Below are 217 nucleotides of genomic sequence, written 5' to 3'. Positions count from 1 at the left end.
AACAATAAGGGTTGCGCTCGTTGCGGGACTTAACCCAACATCTCACGACACGAGCTGACGACAACCATGCACCACCTGTCTTCCTGTTCGTCCCAAAGGGACGAACTTCCCCGGTTAAGGGTAATTCAGGAGATGTCAAGTCTAGGTAAGGTTCTTCGCGTTGCTTCGAATTAAACCACATGCTCCGCTGCTTGTGCGGGCCCCCGTCAATTCCTTT

Annotated in this window: 1 rRNA gene; it reads right to left on the bottom strand. The window is 52.1% G+C overall.

The annotated features are described in order from the left end of the window. Nucleotides 1-217 (bottom strand): 16S ribosomal RNA (locus CPJCM30710_RS17720); the annotation flags it as partial.

The sequence above is a fragment of the Clostridium polyendosporum genome, from assembly GCF_018332455.1.
GTDB lineage: Bacteria > Bacillota > Clostridia > Clostridiales > Clostridiaceae > Clostridium_AY > Clostridium_AY polyendosporum.
This window is presented reverse-complemented; position numbering and strand designations above follow the sequence as displayed.